Consider the following 15980-nt stretch of genomic DNA (forward strand, 5'->3'; position numbering starts at 1 on the left):
TCACATCACCGCACCGACACGCGGCTCGAATGCCTTGCGGATCCGTGCCACCCGATCGCGGTTCACCCCGAAATCGTAGTAGCCGATGCGCGAGGATGATTTGACGTCGATGATCGATTCGGCGGGCTGGATGATGAACGTGACATCGTCCACAAAGCCGAGCGTGGTGGTGAAGGTCGCATGAATGAAACGACCCTCGGCCGCGACGATTCTGGCGTTGCCCTGGCTGGCAAGCACCGCGAGCAGGGCCTGCCTTGCCCGCCCGGCCGACCCCTTGTAGACGAGCGGCATGACGTAGTGCGAATCATCCGGCGCGGCCTGGGACGATACGCAATGCGGCGCGGGGGCACAGGGGGTGAAATGGCTGTTGTCCACCCTGAACCGCTGCGGCGGGCCGGCGGCGCAGCCAGCCAGGCCCGCGGCCATTACAATGGCGACAACGGTCGGTCTGTGGATCAGCTTGTCGAATACACGGGACATGGCGCTCGCTCGTCGCGTTCGAGAGTTTCGATGCTACACCCGCCGCCTCCATTCACCGCCATTCACTGCTGCCGACACGGACGCCCATGCAAATCGCGACCTGGAACGTGAACTCGCTCAACGTGCGCCTGCCGCATGTTACCGCCTGGCTGGAGAAAAATCCGGTCGATGCGCTCGCCCTGCAGGAAACCAAGCTCACCGACGACAAGTTTCCGGTCGAGGCACTCACCGAAGCCGGCTATCACAGTGTCTTCTCGGGCCAGAAGACCTACAACGGCGTGGCCCTGCTGTCGAAAACCCCGGCCACCGACGTCATCACGGCTTTGCCGGACTTCGAGGATGACCACAAGCGCGTGATCGCGGGCACCGTGGACGGCGTGCGCGTGATCGGGGTGTACTGCCCGAACGGCAAGGATCTGGACAACCCGAGCTATGACTACAAGCTGGCCTGGTTCGAAGCCCTGCGCCTGTGGCTCGCGCGCGAACTCGAAAGCCACGACCAACTCGTGCTCACCGGCGACTTCAACGTCGCGCCCCGCCCCGAGGACACCTACGACGCCGACAAGTGGGAAGGCCGTATCCTGTGCTCACCGCCCGAGCGTGCGGCGTTGCAGGCCTTGCTCGACACCGGGCTCACTGATTGCTGGACGGCCTTCGAAGCCGACAAGGAAGGCCGGCATCGCTTTACCTGGTGGGATTATCGCAACGGCGGCTGGGCCCGCAACGCGGGGCTGCGTATCGATCACATTCTGGCTTCGCCGGCGTTGGCGCAAGCCTGTACCGATTGCCGCGCCCACGTCGGCGAACGTGGGCGCAAGCGCCCGTCGGATCACGTGCCGGTCGTGGGTACTTTCGATATCGTTTAAGCGCCTATTCCAACAGGCTCTCAGTAACGGCTCGATTGGGCGACGGCCGCGTTGATGCGCTCCAGTGTTTCGATCACCGTGACCGCGCTCGCGCCGTCCGAACGCGGACGCTGGCGCGTTTTAACGCAATCCAGGAAGTGCGCCAGTTCCAGCCGCAACGGCTGTGCGTCGCCGCGGTGCACGACTTCGCTGCCTTCGTCGTGGTTCTGCAGATCGGCGTCGATCCACTTGCGGTGATGCGTCACGGTCTGGGCCACTTCGTCGTAGACGAGCATGCCGCGTGAGCCGCGCAGCAGGGTGCGCCGCGTGGTCTCGGGCCACAGCCAGGAGGTATGGATATTGCCGCGCATGCCACTGGGGAATTCCAGGTGCACATGGACCTCGTCCTCGACCGCCAGCCCGAGCATGCGATGGCCAGTGCCGCGCACGCGCTCGGGCGCCTCGCCGGTGAGATAGAGCATGATCGCCATATCGTGCACGCCGATATCCCAGATCACGTTCTCCGCGCTGCGGGCACGCCCGAGATTGAGCCGCTCGTGCCGGATCGAGAACAGCTCGCCCAGCTCGCCGGCCTCGACGTACGCCTTGATCCAGGCAATGGCCGGCTGGTACATCAACAGGTGGCCGACCATGAGGATGCGCCCGCCGGCCTCGGCCGCCTGGGCCACTTCGCGCGCATCGTCCGAGCTATGGGTCATCGGCTTTTCGACGAACACATCCTTGCCGGCCCGGACCGCGGCGAGCGCGATCTCGTGATGCGTCGGCGTGGGCGTGGCGATCGCCACCGCATCGCAGTCCGAGGCCAGCGCCGCCTGCCAGTCGGCATACAGGGCAAGTTCGGGATGCGCCGCGGCATAGGCATTGAGGCGCCGGTTATTGCCCTCGACGATACCCGACAACACGCCCAGCGCCTCGAGATTGTTGATGATGTTCTTGCCCCAGGCGCCGGCGCCGATCGCTACGATTTTCATACATGCCCTGACAAACACGAGGGCCCTAGTGTAACGACAGCGTTCGCAATCGGCAGACCGCCGCGTCTCGGGCCCCGCGCCATGGCGCGGCCGGAATCGTCCGGCGCGCCTGCACCGCCGGACGAGCCGCGCCATATGCCGTTGCCGCCGGCGACACGAAACTGCCATATTCAGGTCGTAGCTTGGATCGTTGGTGCCGCTTGCGGCCGGATTAGCGAATATTAATATTTGTTGAATTTTCGCGCATTGACCTCGCCTTTTCCGACCGGCGGTCGATAATGAAGCCGTGAGCCCATGAATCGAGGATTTTCGCGTGACCGCATTCCCCATGGCCTCTGAACTCAAGGACACGACACGCGCAGAGCCCGGTCCACCGAACCCTGCCAACTTTGTCGACCGGCTCGCGCGTCACATCGATTACGCCTTCCAGCCGATCGTCAGCATCAACAGCGGACGCTGTTACGGCGTCGAAGCCCTCATGCGAGGGTGGGAAGACACCGGGGTCAACAGCATCGACGCGGTGCTCGATTTCGCGCATGAACACGACCTGCTGATCGAAACCGACGCCCTGCTCAAGCGCGCCGCGTTCGAAAAATTCAGCAGACTGCCGTTCGGGCGCGATCTGCGCCTGTTCTTCAATATCGACAATCGGCTGTTCAGCAGCGCGGCCTACAATCCCAGACGAACGGTCTGGGCGCTCGAACGCTACAAGCTCCAGCCCTCGTCTGTGGTACTCGAGGTGTCAGAACGCAATCACCTCAACCGCGAGGCGGGCTCCTACCAGGTTCTCGAAAAGTACCGCGACAGCACGGTGCAAATGGCGCTCGACGATTTCGGCACCGGTTTTTCGGGCCTGTCGCTGCTCTACGACACCAACCCCGAATATGTGAAGATCGACCGCTATTTCATTTCCAACATCGACAAGGACCGCCGCAAGAAACTGTTCGTCTCGCATGTGGTGAGCCTCGCCAAGACGCTCGGAATCCGCGTGGTCGCCGAGGGGGTGGAGACCACGGCCGAGCTCTATACCTGTCGCGAGATCGGGTGCGACCTGGCTCAGGGGTATCTCATCCAGCGGCCCACCCGGCAATTGTCGGAACTCAGGCCCGACTATCCGAGCGTGCTCGAAATGCACGCGGCCGACCGGCGCAAGAAACACGAAACCGCGACATCGGTGCACGAGCAGCTCGACCATGCGCCCGCGCTCGATGTGAGCATGAATATGGTCGATATCCTGGATGCCTTCCGCCGCCACCCGGAACGCTCGTTCTTTCCGTTTCTCGGCGAGAACCGCCATCCCATCGGCATCATCCGGGAAACCGAACTCAAGGAATACATCTATTCGCCCTACGGTCGCGACCTGCTGGCGCGAAAACGGCGCGAGGAATATCTTGAACTGTTCGTGCGTCGCTGCCCGGTTGCCGACGTTCACACCGCCATCGACCTCATTCTCGAGCAATATTCGGTGACCCCGAGCCGCGACGGCGTGGTGATCACCGACGACGGCGCCTATCTGGGGGTGCTCAGCGCCGAGGCGCTGGTACTGGCGGTACAGGAACGCAATCTGGAACTGGCGCGCGATCAGAATCCGCTGACCAAGCTGCCCGGCAATCCCTCGATCGAGCGCTTCATCAACGAGCTCAAGGTCAGCGACTGTCGCACCGCGCTGCTGTATTTCGATCTCGATAATTTCAAGGTCTTCAACGACGCCTACGGCTTTCGCCTGGGCGATCGCGTGCTGCGCATGTTCGCCGAGATCCTGCAGAAGAATTTCGCGATGCTCGGCGCATTCATCGGGCATATCGGCGGCGACGATTTCTTCGTGGCGGTACAGGACGAACCCTATCCGGTGATCGCCCAGACCGCGCGCCACGTACTCGACGATTTCCGCTCCAGTGCCGAATCCCTGTATAGCGAAGGGGATCGCCAGGCCGGGTATCTGGTCGGGCTGGACCGGCGCGGCCGCCGAACCGAATTCCCCTTGCTCTCGGCCAGCAGCGCCCTGCTGAGTGTGGACCGGCATACGCGCGACCGCTCGGAATACGCGTTTCTCTCCGTCATCACCCTGCTCAAGGAGCAAGCCAAGCATTACGGCAACACCGTCAGCGCTGCTTCCGCACTCTGAGTCGGGCGGGCGCGGCGCTGTGCGCACAAACCCGAGACGTATCGAGGCGCCGCAGGGCCGAGAACATGGCGACACACGGCGATTCGGCCGGCATCCGACGAGACGCTGTCGGCCGGGCGCGAGGCCCATACGCCGCCGACTTGACTACCGCCCGGCACGGTTTGCGCCACCCCGGCGGTTCGCGTCAGTCGATGCGCGCGACCGGGAAGCCGGTGCTCAGGCCGATCCGGCCGCAGCGTCGGCGCGACATGGCAACTGGCCGCGAACGACGGCCGGGCACACGATCGCAGCAAACGTCGACAGGTCGCGGGCGCGGCCCTGCCGCCGTTTCACGCGCGGCGCCGGGCTTTCCGGTACTGCACCATGCGCTTGCGGAAGGCGCGCTGTTTTTCGGCGAACAGACAACGGCCGAGCGGTTCGCACGCCCGCTGGAGATCGCTTCGTCGACGGTCAATCAGCGTCAGCACGGCCTGCTGGCTGCGATTGTCGGGGTTCGCCTGCCGGCCGGCCTCGACTCGGGCAGCAAGAATCGCGAGGTCGTGCTCGTCGCCAAGCCAATCGGCCAGCCGCTGCAATTCGGATGCGCGAGCCTTCATCGGTCGCGTCCACAGATCACGCAGCAGATCGCAATGATGGCGATGGTATTTCACCTGTTTGCGCCAGTCATGATACGCCTCGGCGGTGGGATTCGCGCAGGCCTGCTTCATGGCGGTACGCGCCCGATCGTAGCTCCGGGCCAGACCGTCAGCGATCACCTCGAAACCGTCGGCGGAAAACCGATACTCGGCCAACGCCGCCCTGGCTTGCGCCAATTCCGCATCCAGTTCGTCGAATACAGCCGACTCGGGGCGCGCGGGCCCGGACTCGCCGCCGGCAGACAGCCGCGGTCGCGCCGGCACATAGTGGCGCCGATCGATTTCGTCGTCGTAGGCATCGAGCAGGCGGTCAAACGTCTCGCCCAGAACCTGGGCATCGCGGGCAGCTGCGACACGGCGCGCCATGTCGCGGAATCGATCGTTCTCGACCCGGAACTGCTTGCCGAGAGCCGGGCGCACCAGCCGAAGCAGGGCGCGTATCTTCTTGCAGCGCTTGCGGAACCGATGCACCGCCTCGGCCGCGTCGTGCGCCGTCAAATCACGGCGGGCCCGGTCGATCTGCTGCCCGAGTACGCGGCGCACATTCGCCGCTACCGGGGCCTCGAGCTGCATCCGGTATGACATGATGACCTCAGACCACAGGCGTCAGGCGGTCAGGAAGCGGCCGACACGCCGGTTTCCGGCACGGGCGGGTTATCGCGCATGGCCTGCCGCCGGGCGTTGGCGTCGTAGCCTTCCTGCCACAGCGCCAGACGCTGGCTTTCTATCGCTTTCGACAGGTCGCAACCACAGGCCGGGCAGGCGACCCGACTGTTGCTTTGCAAAAGCCACCATGCCGAGCGTTCCATGGTGTGCCCACAATTGCGACTCGGACAAGACACGGTCAATATATCGGTCAATCGGCGCATCATGGCCTCCGAAAATTTCGAAACACCCAGCGCCCGCGACCGCCCGCGGGCTGAGCCCGGACCATAAGGCGTACAACGCGTGTCCGGGTGGGTGATATTACGGAGGCCATTCCGTCGTGTCGACGATCTCTTGCGTGCGACCCATCCAACCGGCCACGCAGTGCGGGGGATCGCCCCCTGAGCTTGAGGCGGCAACTCATCCGTCTCAGAGACATCGTCTCAGCGGCATCGTCTGACGGCACCGACGCGCAGCGATTGCGTCACCGATATGTACCGCGCCGCATTCGGCGCGACCGCCACCGCACCGCTATGCAACCACGAATTGCCCCATCATGCCGTTGTCCTCGTGCTCGAGGATATGACAGTGGTACATGTACGCATGCGCAGCATCGGCCGGGTGATCGAATGACGCGATCAGCGCCACGGTCTCGCCGCCGCGCACCAGCACCACATCCTTCCAGCTGCGCTCGTGCGGCGCCGGCGGGCGGCCGTCGCGCGAGCGGATGAGAAACGACGTACCGTGCATGTGGAACGGGTGCGCCATGAGGCTCACGTTGGTGACCTGCCAGACTTCGGTGGCGCCGAGCTTCACGCGGACATTGATCTTGTGCATGTCCATGGTTTCACCGTTGATGGCGAACAGGTCGCGGCCCCCCACGCCCGCACTCATGCCGCCGGGCCCGTTGGCCGCACGCGGGGCGTAGCCGTGGCCGGCCTGCATGCGCGCGAATGCGTCCGAGACGATCATGCCGTTCATGACGAAGCGTCGCGTGGGCCCGTCGGCGTGCAGGCTCGGCTGCTCAACGAGTCGTTCCGGCAGACGCGTGCCGAGCCCTAGCGAGGGGCCGACCCGCAGCTCGAGCAGATCGAAGCCCCGGCGATCGTGGATATCGACCGCCATCGGCGTGCGATACAGATCGGGCACGACCGCGCCGGAGTCGCTCGTGAGCACCACGCGCCGTCCGTCGTCGCCGCGCAGATCGACCAGAATCTGGGCCCGTTCGGCCGGCGCCAGTAGCAGTTGATCGACCGGCGCCGGTTCGGCAAGCAGGCCAGCGTCGCCCGCGATGACGTAGAAGCGCCGGCCGTCAGCGAAGGCGAGATTAATGATTCGGGCGTTCGACGCATTCAGCACGCGCAGGCGCAGCCAGCCCGCGGCCACTTCGGCGTAGGGCTGCTCCACGCCGTTGATAAGAAACCGATCGCCCTTCATGCCCATCACGTCGCGTGCGGCCGTCATGTAGGCGAGCGTGCCGTCAGCGTGGACGCGCCGATCCTGGATCGCGACCGGCAGGTCGTCGATGCCGTAGGTGCGCGGCAACGCCAGCCGCGCGTCGCTGTCGTCGTCGATCCAGAGCATGCCGGCCATGCCGGCATACACCTGCGGCCCGGTATAGGCGTGCGGGTGCGGGTGATACCAGAGGGCGGCGGCCGGCTGGGTGAGCGTATAGGTGGCCGTCCAGGTCTGGCCCGGGGCGATCACGCTGTGCGGGCCGCCATCCATGCGCCCGGGCACTTGCGCCCCGTGCCAGTGCAGGGTCGTGGGCTGATCGAGCCCGTTGTGCACATGCAGCGCGACCGGCCGGTGGCGCGGAATACGCAGCGTCGGGCCCAGCCAGGCGCCGTTGTAGCTCCAGGTCGGCGTCTGCACACCGGCCACCAGTTCGCTCGCACCGGGTCTTGCGGCGAGTTGATAATGACGGACACCGGCGGCATCGAGCGCTCCCGTGGCCTGGGCCGGCACCGGCAGCGGGCGTTGGAAAACACCCGCGCCCGGCGGCGCCAGGAGTGGCGCGCCCCAGCCGACCGCACCCGCTCGGGCGGCGCCGGGCCACAGCCGGGCGCCGGCCAGGCCGGCCGCGAGGCCCTTGAGTATTCGGCGGCGGCCGCGGCGGTCAGTACGCGTCATGATTCATCGATGCGTTGCGCTCAAGCGGGATCGCGCAACCAATTACGTCGATCGCGCTCATGCGGAGGCAGTACGCGGCTGATTCTGGCGACGGCCGACCACGAGAGCAAGGCGCGACTTGTGCGAATCGATGGATCAAAAACCCGGCCCGGTCCCGGGCCGGGTTGGCCGCAGCGGAGGCAGCCGCCGCTCAGCGCGCCAGTACACGCAGTTTCGATTCGACCATGTCGTAATCGAGATAGCAGCCCTGCAGATGACGTTTGCCGGTGTTGGGGTTGAACTCGCCGCGGCCGTGCAGCACGCGCCGGTTGTCGAAGGCGATCATCTGGCCCGGGGCCAGCTCGAAGTCGGCGCGATAGCGCGGCGCCCGCAGGCGGGCCCAGAAGTCGCAGTAGGCGGCGTACCAGGCCTCGATCCGGTCCGGGGCGATGTCGATGGCGTCGCGAATCCAGTTGTTGAAGCGGATCTCGCGCAGTTCGCCGCGGTCGTCGACGCGGATGATCGGCTCGCGCACGGCGATGTCGTGATCGTCGTCCTGGAAACGCAGATCGATGGGCGTCTCGGCCAGCATCGCGAAGTGCCGCGGCGCTTCCTGGCGCATGGCCTCGGCCACCGCGAAGCCATCCGCAAAAGTCGAGGCACCGCCTTCCGCGTCGTTCTCCAGGCAATACAACAACTGGATATCCGGCGGATGGCGCCAGTTCGGCAGATCGGTATGCAGTTCCAGCTCGATCGCCGTGTAGGCGGCATTGTTCGGGTTCGGCTTGGACTGCACGTCGAAGCGGGCGCCGAAGTTGGTCGCCCGCATCGGGCCGATGGATTCGGCGATGCGCACGACTTCGTCGAGCTCGGTCGGGCCATTATCGAGCAGCACCAGGCCATCGCGAATCAGCGCTTCGAGCCAGCGCCGTTGGCCATCGTTGCCGGCGGTGAAATCGCCGTGGGCCACATGCGCCGGCAGGAAGCCCTCACGCCAGGCACGGGCTGCCGGGACGGCCGGCTGGAAGCGATGCTGGCCCGGCCGGCGCTGATGCAGCCAGACGCTGTCGAAACGGCTTTCGTGGCCGTCCGGCCAGGCGAGAGCCAGCACGCCGTGGTCGAGCGAGACATCCGGCACGCCGACTTCGGCGTCGATGATCTTGAACAAGCGCTCGCGCGAGGTGGCATGGCGGCAGGCGTCGCAGGGACAGTGATCGCGCAGCCAGATCGGCGGCAACGCGGTCTCGGCGCCGTCATCCCAGGCCAGCGCCACACGCGGCGAACCAGCGCCCTTGGTGAGCGCGGCCGAAACCAGCGCGGGGCCGTCGCTGTAATCGGCCAGTTCCTTCATGTCGACGCGTTCTCGATCGATCACGGACGCCATATCCATCCTCGTCTTGATGCGAGCGAGTACCGGTTGATTCGAGCGAATACCGGGCTCGCGAAATCCTGGCGCCCAGAATGAACCGGCGCCATGATCCCGACAAACGATGAATCCAGCCCCGAAGCCTTAGCGGAGCTAAGTCATTTAGGGCATCATGGCCGCATGAATCAGGGTAATCAATCGATCACGCCCGCGCCGGTGCGGCGACGAGACGTGCGCTGATGGCCCGCCTGCCCCCGGTAGCCTGGCTGCAGGCCTTCGAGGCCGCCGGGCGTACGCTCAGCTTCACCCGGGCCGGCGAGGAACTGGCCGTCACCCAGTCGGCCATCAGCCAGCGTATCCGCCTGCTGGAAGCGCGCCTCGGCCAGGAATTGTTCATCCGCCATCCGCGCTCGCTTACGCTCACCGAGGCCGGGCGGGCGTGGCTGCCGAGTGTGCAGGACGCCTTCGACCGGCTCGCCCACGGCACGGCCGAGGTCTTCGGGCCCGAACCGGACGCGCCGGTCACCATCCGCGCCACACCGGCGATCCAGCAGTTCTGGCTGGCACCGCGCCTGCAAAGCTTTCATCGCCAGCAACCCGAAACGCCGCTGCGCGTGGTGACGGGCGTGTGGGCGGACGACTTCATCGGCGAGGACGTGGACCTGGAAATCCGCTACGGCGCCGGCGACTGGCCACACCTGGTACAACAATCGTTGGGCACGGATGCCTTGACGCCGGTCTGTGCGCCGACGCTCGCCGCGACGCTCACCGCGCCATCGGCTCTGGCCGGTCATACCCTGCTGCATACGGCGGGCTTCACCGTCGGCTGGCCGGACTGGCTGGATGCCGCGGGCCTGCCGGAGATGCCGGCCCGGCATCTGTGGTGCGACACCCAGAGCATGACGCTGCGACTCGCGGCCCAGGGCTGCGGCATTGCACTCGCCCACCGCGGCCTGGTCGGCGACCCGCAGATGCTGGTGGCGCCATTCGAGCTGGCCTGCCCGGCCCGTCAGCAATTCATGCTGACCCGGCCCGAGCGGCGATCGCTACGCCCCCCGGCCGAGCGGTTCTGGAATCATCTGCTGGCCTCGATCGATTATTAATCCGGCATCAAAACAGCTGACTTCATCAGCTGTTTTCAAAGGCTTCGCGGCCAATGACCGCGGCAAGGGGCGGGCGGCATGGCGGCGCCACATTCGGCATCGGCGCTCAGGGCCTAATGCGTCGCCGCCGTCGACCAGCCATTGATGATCACCACACCGGCCAGGATCAGAAATATTCCGATACCGGCCGCCGCATCGATCGGTTGCTTGAGCACCATGCTCCCCACGAGCGTGGTCAGCACGATCCCCAGCCCACCCCAGAGCGCGTAGGCGATGGCCAGCGGAATGGTCTTGAGTACCAGGGTGAGCAGATAAAAGGACAGCGCGTAGGACACGGCCATGCCCAGCGTCGGCAACAGCCGCGTGAACTGTTCCGACCGGGCGAGCATGGTGGTGCCGAAGATCTCGGCGATAATGGCAACGAACAACAAACCGTAGGCGATCAAGAGTGAGCGCATGCGAGTGGATACAGCGAGGCGGCTGCACCGAACCTACCATGTGGCCGGCCTCGGCCAGACGCTGCCCGCCGCGCGCAAGCGGATGGCACGGGCTCGGGCGTCGGCTAAGTCTGTTCTAAGTCTGGAACCCTAGGCTTTGTCCCGGCGCCAGTACCGGCGTCGCCACGACGGAGAAAGATCATGCCAAGAGTCCGCACCCTGACCGCCCTGGCGGTCACGCTTGCCACCATCGCCGCGACGGCGGCCTATGCCTCGGCCGGCAACGAAAACGATGCCACGGCGGTTGCCAACGCCAGGGTCTCGCTGTCCCAGGCCGTACAGACCGCCGAGCAACATGTCCACGGCCGCGCATCGAAGGCGGAATACGAACATACGCGCCAGGGCTGGGCCTACGACGTGGAAGTCGTCAATGGCCAGAAAGTATTCGACGTGAAGGTCGATGCCCGGGATGGCTCGGTGCTGGCCTCGACCACCGATCGCACGGATCACGATGACCAGGGCGATGAAACCGACTGACGTTCGCATTGCCGCTGCCGGCCCGGGTGCCGGCAGCGGCAATCGACACGCACCGCCGTTCGGCAACCGGCCGGCCGCGACGGGGCGACGCCGGCCCATGATCGTCGTGCATGAGGGGGCGTCAAGCCGAACCCATGTCCCGAAACGCCGCGTGCCGGGCCGGCCTGCTCACCGGCCGGTTCGTGCACGCTCGACCACACAAGGAGCCTGAATTGTGAACGACTGGACCGCCACAAGAAGCCGCGGTGCCGATATTGCCAGCAAAGTCGCCGAGGTCACGCTGCTGTTCTGGATCCTGAAGATCATTGCGACCACGCTGGGCGAGACCGCCGGCGATGCGCTTTCAATGACCCTCGGGCTGGGGTATGTCACGGCGTTGATCGTCACGGGCGTATTCCTGGTGGCCGTGCTGTCTACCCAGATCAGCGCCCAACGCTATCGCGTTGCGCTGTTCTGGCTCGCCATCGTGGCCACCACGACCATGGGCACCGAAGTCTCGGACATGATGGACCGCACGCTCGGCCTGGGCTATGTGTGGGGCTCGATCCTGCTGGTCGCGGGTCTGCTGGCCACGCTGGCGGTCTGGTACTACCGTAAACGCGATTTGAGTATTCACCGCATTGTCCGGACGGACACAGAAGTCATGTTCTGGATCGCGGTCATTTTCTCCAACAGCCTGGGTACCGCGTTCGGCGATGCCTTGGTCGATGTCGTCGGCCTGAGCTATATTCAGGGGGCGCTGGTGACCGCCGGCGTGATCGGCGTGGTCCTGGCATTGCACTATGCGACGCGGGTCAACGCGATCTTTCTGTTCTGGATCGCATTCATATTTACACGGCCGTTTGGCGCCACGTTCGGCGACTTTCTCACCAAATCGGTCTCCCAGGGCGGGCTGGAACTGGGCCGTCTCCAGGCATCGGCGGTGGCCCTGGTGCTGATGTCGGCGCTGCTGCTCTTAGCCGGTCGCCCATGGCGCCCGAGACGCCTGGCTTGACGCCGGCCGTGCCGGCACCGTGGGCATGGGGTGGATCGAAGTCCGTATGCGCGTACTACTGATTGAAGACGATGCCATGATCGGGGCCGCCGTCGAGGAAGCACTCAAGACGGCCGCCTACGCGGTGGACTGGGTCCGGGATGGCCACTGGGCCACCCTCGCCGCTGAATCCGAGCCCTACGCCCTGATCCTGCTCGACCTGGGGCTGCCGCGCCGCGACGGCCTGAAGGTGCTGGCCGATATTCGCCGCGCGGGCAACGCGACACCGGTCCTGATCCTGACGGCGCGGGATGACGTGGATGATCGCATCCGCGGTCTCGACCGGGGCGCCGATGACTATCTGACCAAACCGTTTGCCATGAGCGAACTGCTGGCACGCATGCGCGCGGTGCTGCGCCGGCGGACCCCGCAGGCCGACCCCGTACTGCGCAGCGCGACGTTGGCGCTGGACCCGACCACGCGCATTGCGAGCGTGGCCGACGGGCCCGAGGTGCGGCTGTCGCGGCGGGAGTTTGCGCTGCTTGAGGCGCTCATGGCGCACCCGGGCGCGATTCTGTCGCGCGCCCAACTGGAAGAACGCATCTACGGCTGGGGCGAAGAAGTCGAAAGCAACGCGGTCGAGTTCCTTCTGCACGCGCTGCGCAAGAAACTCGGTGGTGGTCATATCAAGAACGTCCGAGGCGTGGGATGGATGGTTTCCAAACCCGATTGAGACACTCCCTGCGCCTGCGGCTATCGTTCTGGCTATTACTCGCGATTATCGCGGTTGCCCTGGTCGGCAGCGCCATATCGTTCGCACTGATCTTCACGGAAGCGAACGAAATGCAGGACACCATGCTGCGTCAGACCGCCGCGCTGTTCGATACCGAGCACCCGCCGGCAGCGCCGAACTCACGGGTCGCGTCTCGCCCCGATACCGACCCCGAGGCGCGATTGAGAGTCGCCGTGCTGCCCCCGCGCAACGAGCGCGGCCACCCCGGCGCCCGGTCGGCGGGTTTTCCGCCGGATCTGGTGGACGGGCTGCAGACGCGCACCATCCACGGCCAGACCTACCGCATATTCGTGACCGGACTGGGTTCTTCCAAGCGGATTGCGGTCGCCCAACAGACGGCCATTCGCGACGAAACCGCCGGCTATAGCGCGCTGCTCGGGCTGTTGCCCTTCCTGATTCTGGTGCCGGTGCTTTTGCTGGTCGTGGCCGGGCTGGTACGACGGATCTTCGCCCCGGTCATGGCCTCCGCCGCCGAAGTCGACCAGCGGCGCGAACGCGATCTGCAGCCACTGGCCACCACAGGCTTGCCGGAGGAAATCCGCCCGTTCGTGACCGCCATCAACCGGCTGCTGAAACGCGTCGCCGATTCGATGGCGATGCAGCAGCGATTCATCGCCGCGGCCGCCCATGAACTGCGGTCGCCGCTGACCGCATTATCCTTGCAGGCCGAGCACCTCGACAGCGCCGGGATGGACGAAAACGCCCGGCAGCGCGTACGAACCCTGCGCCACGGCATCGACCGCAATCGCGCGCTGCTCGACCAACTGCTGACCTATGCGCGCGCGCAAAGCGCGCCGCCCATGCCGGAAACCATCGTCTCCGCACACGACCTGTTCCGCCGCATACTCGCCGACCTGATGCCGCTCGCCGAAACCAAGGGCATCGACATCGGCGTCAATGGCACCGATATCCAGGTCGCCACCGCCGAGATCGAACTGACCACCGCCCTGCGGAACCTCGTGGCGAACGCCATTCACTACACGCCGCCCCACGGGATCATCGATCTTCAGGCGGCGCCAACGCCGGACGGCGTGACGATCACGGTCGAGGACAGCGGCCCAGGCCTCGCCCCTGCCGAACGCGAACGCGTATTCGAACCGTTTTATCGCGGCCTGGGTACCGATGTGGTGGGCTCGGGACTCGGCCTGTCCATCGTCAAGACATTGATCGAACGGATCGGCGGTCGAATCGAGCTGAGCGAGGCCACACGTTTTGCCACCGGCCTGCGCGCCACGATCACATTGCGGCACAGGCCCGCACTGCAATGAGCGCAAAAAACCGGATGCGACGGTGTAAACCAAACCAGACGCCCTGTCCACGGCCGGCAGCGGGCTGAAAGGGGCCGACTGACGGTCTCTGTTCAGATGCCGCACTCGCGCGCCTGGGCACGTTTGAGCCACAGCACCACCGTCAGCAACGCGACTTGCCAAAGCGCGAGTGCGGTCACGACGAACTCAAGCACGGGATCGCGGACCAGAAAGATAAAAAGCGCGGCCATGAGCACGCCAATGCCCCATTGAAGACGAAGGAACCCCGTGGCGGCATACCGAGCCTACAGGCGACACGATTTTCGCCAAGTGAACGGGCGCCCGCCATGTCGCTTTTAGCCGACCTTAAGGGCGAACTGAGATTGCGCGGATATTGAGCGCGCGGGCAATTTACGCCGCGCCCTGCAAGGGTCGTACCGTGGGCTGGCGCCGCTGGCTAGCCTGAGCCAACTCATAATTCGCCTGCAGCGTCATCCAGAAACGGGCGGTGCTGACGCCCGCCATTTCCAGCCGGACCGCCAGATCCGGGCTGATGCCGGCCCGTCCATTGATAACCCGGGACAGCGTTGTACGCGACATACCAAGCCGCTCGGCGGCATCGGTGACTTCGATCCCGAGCTCGGCCAGCACGTCCTCGCGTAGGATCTCGCCCGGATGGGGAGAGTTATGCATCATCATGGCTGCGACCTCGCTTAATGATAGTCCTGATAATCGACCAGCTCGACATCCGGACCGATAAACCGGAATGTGACAAGCCAGTTGCCATTGGCCCAGATCGACCAATAATCCTTCAGCCGCCCTTTGAGGGGATGCAGCCTATAGCCAGGCTGATTCAGTTCGGCCGGCGTGGCAGCGGCATCAAGGGCCGCTAGTATGCGGCGAAGCTTGGGCGCCTGCGCCGCCTGAACGCCACGGGTCGAGCCGGTCCGGTAGAGGGCTTCCAGCCCCTTGTGACGGAACCCGATGATCATGGCCAGAGTGTCGCGCGACGCGATACACGGCACAACGCTCAACGCGCCCACCTCCGCTTCTCGACGGCCGAATTACGACCTCGTGTACTTATAACGACGAAGTCGTCAACATGAGGTGCGGGATGATGAGTGACGTTACGCAGGAACGGCGTCGATACGAGCGGATCATCGCCTTCCTGGGCGGCCCGCGCGTGGTCAACGTGCCGGCTATCGATAGTCCGAAAGCTCTGGTGAGCTTGCTGCGCCGAGGACTGCCGGTGGATAGCGCCGTCTTTGCCCGCGATCACCTGGGTCTGACGCCTGTCGTATTCGACCGCGTGCTGCCCCGCACGACGATCGCGTCGGCGCAGAAAAGCGTGTCGAGAACACTGTCCAAGGCGGTGTCCGAGAATCTGTTTCGGCTGTCGCGCCTGACGGCCATCGCCGAGGAGGCGTTCGCGGACCGGGAGCGCGCTCACCGCTGGCTCACCGAGCCAAACCCCGTGTTCGATAACGAAGCGCCCGCTGAGCTCGCCGACACGGAAGCCGGGGCCGAGTGGGTCGAAAGCGTGCTGATGCGCATGATGTATGGCATAGACGCCTAATGCGGGCGCTGCCTGACGGCTATCGATACGTTTATCGTGTCGCGGCACGCCAATATGCGGTAAGCGATCCACAAACCCCATCATTCACAGGCGGCCAGGTTCATGGCTAAATCC

18 protein-coding genes are annotated in these 15980 nt (G+C 65.3%); 8 read left to right on the top strand and 10 right to left on the bottom strand.

Annotation, left to right across the window (positions count from 1 at the left end; all coding sequences use genetic code 11):
* Window positions 1-480 carry a DUF1499 domain-containing protein gene (locus tag ACS8Y6_RS14480; protein WP_440850786.1) on the bottom strand — a complete coding sequence of 160 codons (480 nt, stop codon included), beginning with the start codon at window positions 478-480 and terminating at the stop codon, window positions 1-3.
* 86 nt (window positions 481-566) lie between these two features.
* On the opposite strand from ACS8Y6_RS14480, the gene xth reads away from it, so the two are divergent.
* Entirely contained in the window at window positions 567-1346 is a 780-nt protein-coding gene (xth, locus tag ACS8Y6_RS14485) for an exodeoxyribonuclease III (RefSeq protein WP_440850785.1), read from the top strand.
* Window positions 1347-1366: 20 nt separating this feature from the next.
* On the opposite strand, the gene ACS8Y6_RS14490 is transcribed toward xth, so the two are convergent.
* Window positions 1367-2317, bottom strand: coding sequence for a Gfo/Idh/MocA family protein (locus tag ACS8Y6_RS14490; RefSeq protein WP_440850784.1), 951 nt, complete (start codon window positions 2315-2317; stop codon window positions 1367-1369).
* Window positions 2318-2630: 313 nt separating this feature from the next.
* On the opposite strand from ACS8Y6_RS14490, the gene ACS8Y6_RS14495 reads away from it, so the two are divergent.
* Window positions 2631-4442 (top strand): EAL domain-containing protein, encoded by a 1812-nt coding sequence (locus tag ACS8Y6_RS14495; protein ID WP_440850783.1) that lies wholly within the window; start codon window positions 2631-2633, stop codon window positions 4440-4442.
* A gap of 329 nt (window positions 4443-4771) precedes the next feature.
* On the opposite strand, the gene ACS8Y6_RS14500 is transcribed toward ACS8Y6_RS14495, so the two are convergent.
* The 4 genes from ACS8Y6_RS14500 to ACS8Y6_RS14515 form a co-directional block, all read right to left on the bottom strand.
* On the bottom strand, window positions 4772-5662 hold the full coding sequence (locus ACS8Y6_RS14500) for a CHAD domain-containing protein (protein ID WP_440855851.1): 891 nt from the start codon (window positions 5660-5662) through the stop codon (window positions 4772-4774).
* A gap of 29 nt (window positions 5663-5691) precedes the next feature.
* Window positions 5692-5886, bottom strand: a complete 195-nt coding sequence (locus ACS8Y6_RS14505) for a hypothetical protein (RefSeq protein WP_440850781.1) — start codon at window positions 5884-5886, stop codon at window positions 5692-5694.
* A gap of 367 nt (window positions 5887-6253) precedes the next feature.
* The gene (locus ACS8Y6_RS14510; protein ID WP_440855852.1) at window positions 6254-7855 is read right to left on the bottom strand and encodes a multicopper oxidase family protein; all 1602 of its coding nucleotides are present in this window, start codon (window positions 7853-7855) and stop codon (window positions 6254-6256) included.
* 190 nt (window positions 7856-8045) lie between these two features.
* A complete protein-coding gene (locus tag ACS8Y6_RS14515) occupies window positions 8046-9218 on the bottom strand; it encodes a TauD/TfdA family dioxygenase (protein WP_440855853.1) in 1173 nt (390 codons plus the stop codon).
* A gap of 221 nt (window positions 9219-9439) precedes the next feature.
* On the opposite strand from ACS8Y6_RS14515, the gene ACS8Y6_RS14520 reads away from it, so the two are divergent.
* Window positions 9440-10303, top strand: a complete 864-nt coding sequence (locus tag ACS8Y6_RS14520) for a LysR substrate-binding domain-containing protein (RefSeq protein WP_440848948.1) — start codon at window positions 9440-9442, stop codon at window positions 10301-10303.
* 113 nt (window positions 10304-10416) lie between these two features.
* On the opposite strand, the gene ACS8Y6_RS14525 is transcribed toward ACS8Y6_RS14520, so the two are convergent.
* Window positions 10417-10761, bottom strand: a complete 345-nt coding sequence (locus ACS8Y6_RS14525; RefSeq protein ID WP_440848947.1) for a DMT family transporter — start codon at window positions 10759-10761, stop codon at window positions 10417-10419.
* A 180-nt stretch (window positions 10762-10941) separates the two neighbouring features.
* Here ACS8Y6_RS14525 and ACS8Y6_RS14530 point away from each other — a divergent pair, with 180 nt between their 5' ends.
* The 4 genes from ACS8Y6_RS14530 to ACS8Y6_RS14545 all read left to right on the top strand — a co-directional run bounded on the left by ACS8Y6_RS14530 (window position 10942) and on the right by ACS8Y6_RS14545 (window position 14311).
* A complete protein-coding gene (locus ACS8Y6_RS14530) occupies window positions 10942-11277 on the top strand; it encodes a PepSY domain-containing protein (protein WP_440855854.1) in 336 nt (111 codons plus the stop codon).
* A 214-nt stretch (window positions 11278-11491) separates the two neighbouring features.
* Complete coding sequence (locus ACS8Y6_RS14535) at window positions 11492-12271, top strand: COG4705 family protein (RefSeq protein ID WP_440855855.1); 780 nt, start codon at window positions 11492-11494, stop codon at window positions 12269-12271.
* 46 nt (window positions 12272-12317) lie between these two features.
* Entirely contained in the window at window positions 12318-12983 is a 666-nt protein-coding gene (locus ACS8Y6_RS14540) for a response regulator (protein ID WP_440848944.1), read from the top strand.
* A complete protein-coding gene (locus tag ACS8Y6_RS14545; RefSeq protein ID WP_440855856.1) occupies window positions 12959-14311 on the top strand; it encodes a sensor histidine kinase in 1353 nt (450 codons plus the stop codon). Before ACS8Y6_RS14540 ends, ACS8Y6_RS14545 begins: the two co-directional genes overlap by 25 nt.
* 92 nt (window positions 14312-14403) lie before the next feature.
* On the opposite strand, the gene ACS8Y6_RS14550 is transcribed toward ACS8Y6_RS14545, so the two are convergent.
* The 3 genes from ACS8Y6_RS14550 to ACS8Y6_RS14560 form a co-directional block, all read right to left on the bottom strand.
* The gene (locus ACS8Y6_RS14550; protein WP_440848942.1) at window positions 14404-14541 is read right to left on the bottom strand and encodes a hypothetical protein; all 138 of its coding nucleotides are present in this window, start codon (window positions 14539-14541) and stop codon (window positions 14404-14406) included.
* A gap of 160 nt (window positions 14542-14701) precedes the next feature.
* Complete coding sequence (locus tag ACS8Y6_RS14555) at window positions 14702-14986, bottom strand: HigA family addiction module antitoxin (protein ID WP_440848956.1); 285 nt, start codon at window positions 14984-14986, stop codon at window positions 14702-14704.
* Window positions 14987-15003: 17 nt separating this feature from the next.
* The gene (locus tag ACS8Y6_RS14560; protein ID WP_440855859.1) at window positions 15004-15282 is read right to left on the bottom strand and encodes a type II toxin-antitoxin system RelE/ParE family toxin; all 279 of its coding nucleotides are present in this window, start codon (window positions 15280-15282) and stop codon (window positions 15004-15006) included.
* A gap of 125 nt (window positions 15283-15407) precedes the next feature.
* On the opposite strand from ACS8Y6_RS14560, the gene ACS8Y6_RS14565 reads away from it, so the two are divergent.
* Window positions 15408-15866: an antitoxin Xre/MbcA/ParS toxin-binding domain-containing protein gene (locus ACS8Y6_RS14565; RefSeq protein ID WP_440855857.1), complete on the top strand. Its 459-nt coding sequence runs from the start codon at window positions 15408-15410 to the stop codon at window positions 15864-15866.
* Window positions 15867-15980: the final 114 nt, after the last annotated feature.

The organism is Salinisphaera sp. RV14 (assembly GCF_052044135.1).
GTDB lineage: Bacteria > Pseudomonadota > Gammaproteobacteria > Nevskiales > Salinisphaeraceae > Salinisphaera.